Origin of the sequence: Erysipelatoclostridium sp. An15 (assembly GCF_002160675.1) — a bacterium.
GTDB lineage: Bacteria > Bacillota_I > Bacilli_A > Erysipelotrichales > Coprobacillaceae > Thomasclavelia > Thomasclavelia merdavium.
The window spans coordinates 1-7,031 of sequence record NZ_NFLA01000081.1; the positions used below are offsets into that span (position 1 = coordinate 1).

Below are 7,031 nucleotides of genomic sequence, written 5' to 3' on the forward strand. Positions count from 1 at the left end.
GTTATTTTTAATTGATATGTGATTTATCATTAACAAATAAAATTAAAAAAATGATTTTTTTATACATTATATATTAAAAGAGTAAAAAAGTAATGTTATTAATATAAAGGAGTATAATTAGTTATAAATTTAAGATTTTTGATGAAATAATTTTGAGATTAATCATAAAAAATTATTAAATTTTTGTGAATAATAAATTACATTTACAAATTTTTTACAAAAAATTTTAAAAAAAAAATAAATTTATGAATTATACAAAATTATATTACAAATATTTTAATTTTTATCTGTTTTTACTAAAAAATATCTTAGATTAGTTTATTCTAAGATGATGTCATGGATAAAAAAATCATTTTTTTAATTTTATTTGTTAATGATAAATCACATATCAATTAAAAATAACAAAATATTACGTTGAAAATTATATTTTTTTACTCTATAATGGAACAGAAGTTAAAAAAATATCTTAGATTAAACTATTCTAGGATAACTTCAGTACAATATTTTTGATGAAGTAATCACTGACTTAGCGCATGTTATGGATTTGAAATGGTCATAGTAAAACCGCGGTGGAACTATATTCTTTAATAGTTCCACTGGGATTGTGCTGTCTTTAGGAGGTAGCTATGGAAAATGGATTTGTATTACAAATCGATTATAAAAATGAAAATAAAATACTAGATATCTTAAATTCAGATCTTTTTAACGATTGTTTAAAAAGGTCTTTTATTTTGAGAAGAAAACAGTTAAAGAATTATGGGAAAGACTGGAAGTTATATGAAGTTGATATTATAAAGGGATATATATTTATGGAAATGATTGATTTGGATTTATTTAAGAAGAAGCTTAGTAAATGCAAAGAAATCTTTGAGTTAAATAATCATAATAAGATACGTTTAGTTAAATTACAAAAGCACGATCTAGGTTTTTTAAATAAGTTTAATTCAACAGTTATTGATAATTCTACTGGGGATATCGAAAATGGAAAGATTGTTGTTAAAGAAGGACCATTAATAGGAGAAGAAGATCTGATTAGAAAAGTTGATCGTCATAAACGATTAGCTTTTTTTAATTATAAATTTTCTTTTGACAATTATGACATATGCTTAGGGTTAGAAATCAAAAATAAGACAGTTTAAATATATTTTTATAAAGAATAACTTTGAGGGGATATTATGATTTATAAGGGATATGTTAAAAGAGTAATTGATTTTGTCTTATCATTATGTGGGCTGATCATCTTAAGCCCGGTATTTTTGATTTTATGTATCTGGATAAAGCTGGATAGTAAAGGACCAATTTTGTTTAAACAAAAAAGAATAGGTATCAATAAATCAAACTTTAATATTTATAAGTTTAGAACAATGTATATTGATACTCCTAAAGATACGCCTTCTCATATGTTAGCTGATCCTGATCAGTATATTACTAAAGCTGGTCATTTTTTAAGAAAAACTTCTTTGGATGAATTACCACAAATAATTAATATCCTAAAAGGGGAAATGTCAATTATTGGACCAAGACCGGCATTATGGAATCAGGATGATCTGATAGCTGAAAGAGATAAATATCAGGCTAATAATGTTAAACCGGGATTAACAGGATGGGCGCAAATTAATGGCAGAGATGAATTGGAAATACCAGTAAAAGCAAGATTGGATGGAGAATACGTTAAGCGTATCTCTTTTTTATTTGATCTGAAATGTTTCTTTGGAACAATAACATCAGTATTAAGATCAGATGGAGTTGTAGAAGGAGGAACTGGTGAGCTTCATAAAAAGGATGGTGAAGTATCATGAAAATAATGGTGATTACAAATCATTCGTATATGCTTTATCAGTTTAGAAGAGAACTGATACAAAAACTGTTAGATGAAGGAAATGAAGTTACACTGGTAATGCCTTTTGTGGGACATGAACAGGATTTTAAAGAAATGGGATGTACCTGTATTCCAATTGAAATGAAAAGACGGAGTATCAATCCTTTTTCAGATCTTAAACTGATGAAGGATTATAAGAAAATACTGCTGGAAGAAAAACCGGACAAAGTAATAACTTATTCAATCAAACCGAATATTTATAGCGGAATGTTATGCAGGCATTATAAGATTCCTTATTATGCTAATGTCCAAGGGCTTGGGTCAGCCTTTGAAAGAAGGACATTAGCCATGTGTGTTTCAATTTTATACAAAAGGGCATTGAAATATGCTAAAAGGGTATTTTTTGAAAATCAGGGAGATGCTAATGTTTTTACCAATAATCGCTTGATTAAGTTAAATCAAGCATGTGTTTTGCATGGAGCAGGTGTTAATCTAGACAGATATTCTTATCAAAAATATCCTCAGGACGATGTGATTCATTTTATTTTTGTAGGGAGAATAATGAAGGAAAAGGGAATTGATGAGCTTTTTTATACTGCTAGAAAAATGAAAGAATTATATGGTGAAAAAGTTATTTTTGATTTAGTTGGTTTTTTTGAAGATGAATATAAAGATGTTGTAAATGAACTAAATGAACAGGGAATAATTAGTTATCATGGATTCCAAGAAGATGTTAGACCGTTTTTAACAAAAAGTCACTGTTTATTACTACCTTCTTATCATGAGGGAATGGCCAATACGATATTGGAAGCTTCAGCAATGGGAAGACCAGTAATTGTATCAAATATAACAGGATGTAAAGAAGGAATCATTGAAGATAAGAGTGGATATTTAGTTGAAGCAAAAAATAAGCAAAGTTTATTTGAAAAAGTTGAACAGTTTTATCAATTGTCTAGCAATGAAAAAGAAAAAATGGGTGTAACAGCCAGAAAATTTATGGAAAAAGAATTTGATAAAACAACTGTAGTAGAAACAACATATAAGGAGTTGATGCTATGACGATGCTGTTAGCTATTTTAGCCATAGTTACAGGTTTGGCTTATATGTCACAAAGAGTTACCATTCAATATGCTGATAGTGGTAAAACCAGAAATTGGGACATATATTTAATTATTTTATTGATATTTTTAATATTATTTGCTGGTTTAAGAACTAGGTATAACGATACTCAAAATTATATTTTTGGTTTTCAAAATTCTACTACGATTAGACCATTTTTAGCTGATACATCTAATTTATCATTATTGGAAAATCCGCTATTTTATGGTTTTCAGGCATTGGTCAAAACATTTACTAATAATGTAAATGTCTTTTTTATTATCTGCGCTATTATTGTTAATACATTAAATGTTCAATTTATCAAAAGAAATGTCGATCCAGAAAATTTTGCATTTAGCATGTTTTTATATACAACAATAGGAACATTAATGTTATCTATCGCGGCACAAAAACAGATACTAGCAATGTCAGTGTTGACCTTAGCATTATCGGCATTATTTGAAAAAAAATATATTAGATACTATATAATTGTGTTTTTAGCAGGGCTTATTCATACATACGCTTGGACTTTTTTCTTTTTACCGTTATTAGCCACAAAACCATGGAGTTTTAGAACATTTATTTTATTAATAATTACGATTGTGGTTATGTATACATTTCAAAGTACTATTTCATCATTTTTGGAAGTTGCAGATCAGGTTGGAAAAGACATTCCGCTTGAAGAAGTATTTGATGGTAATCAAATAAATATTTTAAGAGTTTCAGTATATGCAGTTGTTCCTTTAATAGCATTATTTTTCAAAGGATTGATTAACGACAATATAAATCGAAGAAACGGTATCTTCATTCAAATGAGCATTATTTCACTTGTATTTATGCTTATGGGGACTCAAAATGGGGCAAACATGTTTGGACGATGTGCCAATTATTTTGAAATTGGGTCAATATGTGCTTTACCATGGGTAATAAAGCAATTGTTTACTAGAGAATCAATTTTAATAGTTTTAACTTGTGCAATTATTTGTTTTGGTGGTTTTTATATAAGTGATAATAATAATTTTAATATTGAGTATCAGAGTAAAAGTTTTTTTCAATTTATTAGTGAAATTATTTGAAAGGTGTATGGTTTATGGTAGATGTTTCAATAATTATGGGGATATATAATTGTGAAAAAACTCTTGAAGAATCAATTAATTCCATTTTAAATCAGACATTTCAAAATTGGGAATTGATAATGTGTGATGATGCTTCAGAAGATGACACTTATTCAATTGCTCTAGCTTTTTCAGAAAAATATCCTAATATCCATTTATATAAAAATGAAATAAATCTTGGATTAAATAAAACTTTAAATAAATGCTTAAAATATGCAAAAGGAACTTATATTGCTAGGATGGATGGTGATGATATATCTTTACCACAACGTTTAGAAAAAGAATTTGTATTTTTAGAAACACATCCTCAATATAGCATAGTAAGTACACCAATGATTTATTTTGATGAAAATGGAGATTTTGCAATTGGAAAATCTGTTAATGTGCCTACAAAATTTGATTTGATTAAGGGAACGCCATTTTGTCATGCGCCATGCATGGTAAAAAGAGAAGCTTATTATGCGGTTAAAGGATATTCTGAAAAAAATAGAACATTAAGAGTAGAAGATTATGATTTATGGGCAAGGATGATGCGTTTAAATTTCAATGGTTATAATTTAGATGAACCATTATACAAAATGAGAGATGATAGAAATGCACTTAATAGAAGAAAATATAAATATCGAATTAATGAATCGTATGTTAAATTAAAAATATTTAGAGATTTTAAATTGCCAATAAGATATTTTGTATATGTTTTTAGACCAATTTTGGTGGGATTATTACCAAAATGCATGTACAAATTTTTGCATATTTTTAGACTTAATAGAAGGAAGAACAAAAATGATTAAAATATTATTTTTAATACCCACATTGGGACAAGGTGGAGCAGAAAAAGTACTGGTCAATTTAGCAAATAACATGGATAAAAATGTTTTTAATATAACAGTAAAGACATTATTTGATGTTGGTGTAAATAAACAGTTTTTAAATAAAGAAGTAAATTATGAATACTTTTTTAAAAAAATTTTTAAAGGAAATTCGCATGTATTAAAAATTTTTTCTCCAAAATTTTTATATCAAAAAATTGTTAAAAATAAATATGATATTATTGTATCATATTTAGAGGGTCCTACAGCAAGAATTGTTGCTGGTTGTAGCGATGATGCTGTTTTAATTTCATGGGTTCATTGTACTATGCATGATGAGAGAGAATTTTCAATTGGTTTTAGAAATTTCTCAGAGGCTTGTAATCTTTATAAAAAGTTTGATCAATGTGTATTTGTTTCTGATGAAGTAAAAAATAGTTTTTTACGGTTATGTGACCGTAAAAGTGGGAATTCAGTATTATATAATACTATTGAAAGTAATATAATTATAGAAAAATCGAATGAATTAATAAAAAGTAATATTTTTTTTGAAAATGAGGGATTAAAACTAATAGCCGTTGGCAAAATTATTCCTATTAAAGGGTTTGATCGTCTGGCGAGGATTCATAAAAAATTAATAGATGAAGGATATAAAATTCAAACGTTTATTTTAGGAATAGGAGAAGAAAAGAAAGAATTAGAACAATATGTATTGAAGGAAGAAATTGAGGATTCTTTTCATTTTTTAGGATATCATACTAATCCATATAAATATGTAAAGAATAGCGATTTATTTATTTGTTCTTCTTTGTCTGAAGGTTTTTCGACTGCAATTACCGAAGCATTGATTGTTGGAACCCCAATTGTTTCTACCAATGTTTCTGGAGTTAAAGACTTACTTGGGAAAAATGAATATGGTTTAGTTACCGAAAACAATGAAGAGTCATTGTATGAAGGAATTAAGTATATGTTAGATAATTCAGACATACTTCAGTATTACAAAAATAAAGCTAAGGAACGAGGAGAATCATTTAAGAAAGAAAAAACTGTTCATTTAGTAGAAAGTATGTTTATAGAGTTGGTGAAAAAATGAAATTTTTAAAGAAGTTAGTTTATCGTGTTAGAGGGATAGTTATTACTGAGGAATTAATTAAAAGAGGAATGATTGTCGGAAATAATTTTCAGAGACAGAATGAAGTTATTCTTGATCCTGATCATTGTTGGTTAATAGAGATTGGTGATAATGTTACTTTAGCACCACGAGTACACATATTATGTCATGATGCAAGTACAAAAACATTTTTAGGTTATACGAAAATAGGAAGAGTTAATATAGGTAATAATGTGTTTATTGGAGCAGAAACTGTAGTTTTACCTAACGTAACCATAGGGGATAATGTAATAATTGGTGCTAATAGTACAGTAACTAAGGATATACCTCCTAATAGTGTTGTTGCAGGGAGTCCAGCACATATACTTTGTACGTTAGAAGAATATTTAGCAAAAGAAAAATTAGAAAAAGATAGATCTCCTTTTTTTTGTGAGGAATATACACTTAGAAAAAATGTTTCGATGAGTAAAAGAATGGAAATGAAAAAAAAATTGAAAGATACAAAGGGGTATATAGATTGATGGATGATTTATTAAGTATTATCATTCCTGCTTATAATATTGAACCTTATATTGGTAGATGCTTAGAATCATTGATTATTCAAACGTATAAAAATTTAGAGATTATTGTAGTAGATGATGGTTCAACAGATAATACATTGTCTATTATTAAAGAATATTGTAATAAAGATAATAGAATTAACGTTATACATAAAAAAAACGAAGGTGTATCTGTTGCTAGATTAATCGGGATGAAAAAAGCAAGCGGTGAATATATAGGTTTTGTAGATGGTGATGATATTGTTGAGAAAGATATGTTTGAGTTTTTGATAAATAATGCAAAAAAATATGGTACTGATATTTCACATTGTGGATATGTTATGGATTTTCCTGATGGACATAGTGATTACTATTATAATACAGGTAGAATAATTATTCAGAATAATTCTAAAGGTTTAGAAGATTTGTTAGGAGGAAAATATATTGAACCTGGATTATGCAATAAAATATATAAGATAAATATAAAAGCCTATATCAACAAAATCACCACATGTTAGTAGCTCAAGCTAAAGCAATGGC

General features: G+C 27.4%; 8 protein-coding genes. All 8 read left to right on the forward strand.

Annotated features, from left to right (window positions below; translation table 11 throughout):
- Positions 1-626: 626 nt before the first annotated feature.
- The 8 genes from B5E92_RS14655 to B5E92_RS14690 are packed head-to-tail and all read left to right on the forward strand — an operon-like array spanning position 627 to position 7,009.
- A complete protein-coding gene (locus B5E92_RS14655) occupies positions 627-1,139 on the forward strand; it encodes a hypothetical protein (RefSeq protein WP_087303386.1) in 513 nt (170 codons plus the stop codon).
- A 39-nt stretch (positions 1,140-1,178) separates the two neighbouring features.
- Positions 1,179-1,799: a sugar transferase gene (locus B5E92_RS14660; protein ID WP_087303398.1), complete on the forward strand. Its 621-nt coding sequence runs from the start codon at positions 1,179-1,181 to the stop codon at positions 1,797-1,799.
- Positions 1,796-2,878 carry a glycosyltransferase family 4 protein gene (locus B5E92_RS14665; protein WP_239406499.1) on the forward strand — a complete coding sequence of 361 codons (1,083 nt, stop codon included), beginning with the start codon at positions 1,796-1,798 and terminating at the stop codon, positions 2,876-2,878. Before B5E92_RS14660 ends, B5E92_RS14665 begins: the two co-directional genes overlap by 4 nt.
- Positions 2,875-3,993 carry an EpsG family protein gene (locus tag B5E92_RS14670; RefSeq protein ID WP_087303388.1) on the forward strand — a complete coding sequence of 373 codons (1,119 nt, stop codon included), beginning with the start codon at positions 2,875-2,877 and terminating at the stop codon, positions 3,991-3,993. Before B5E92_RS14665 ends, B5E92_RS14670 begins: the two co-directional genes overlap by 4 nt.
- Positions 3,994-4,007: 14 nt before the next feature.
- Complete coding sequence (locus tag B5E92_RS14675; RefSeq protein WP_087303390.1) at positions 4,008-4,823, forward strand: glycosyltransferase; 816 nt, start codon at positions 4,008-4,010, stop codon at positions 4,821-4,823.
- On the forward strand, positions 4,816-5,934 hold the full coding sequence (locus tag B5E92_RS14680; RefSeq protein WP_087303392.1) for a glycosyltransferase: 1,119 nt from the start codon (positions 4,816-4,818) through the stop codon (positions 5,932-5,934). Before B5E92_RS14675 ends, B5E92_RS14680 begins: the two co-directional genes overlap by 8 nt.
- Positions 5,931-6,473, forward strand: a complete 543-nt coding sequence (locus tag B5E92_RS14685; protein ID WP_087303394.1) for a DapH/DapD/GlmU-related protein — start codon at positions 5,931-5,933, stop codon at positions 6,471-6,473. The genes B5E92_RS14680 and B5E92_RS14685 overlap by 4 nt, the downstream gene beginning before the upstream one ends.
- Positions 6,473-7,009 (forward strand): glycosyltransferase family 2 protein, encoded by a 537-nt coding sequence (locus tag B5E92_RS14690; RefSeq protein ID WP_087303396.1) that lies wholly within the window; start codon positions 6,473-6,475, stop codon positions 7,007-7,009. Before B5E92_RS14685 ends, B5E92_RS14690 begins: the two co-directional genes overlap by 1 nt.
- The last annotated feature ends 22 nt before the right edge of the window (positions 7,010-7,031 follow it).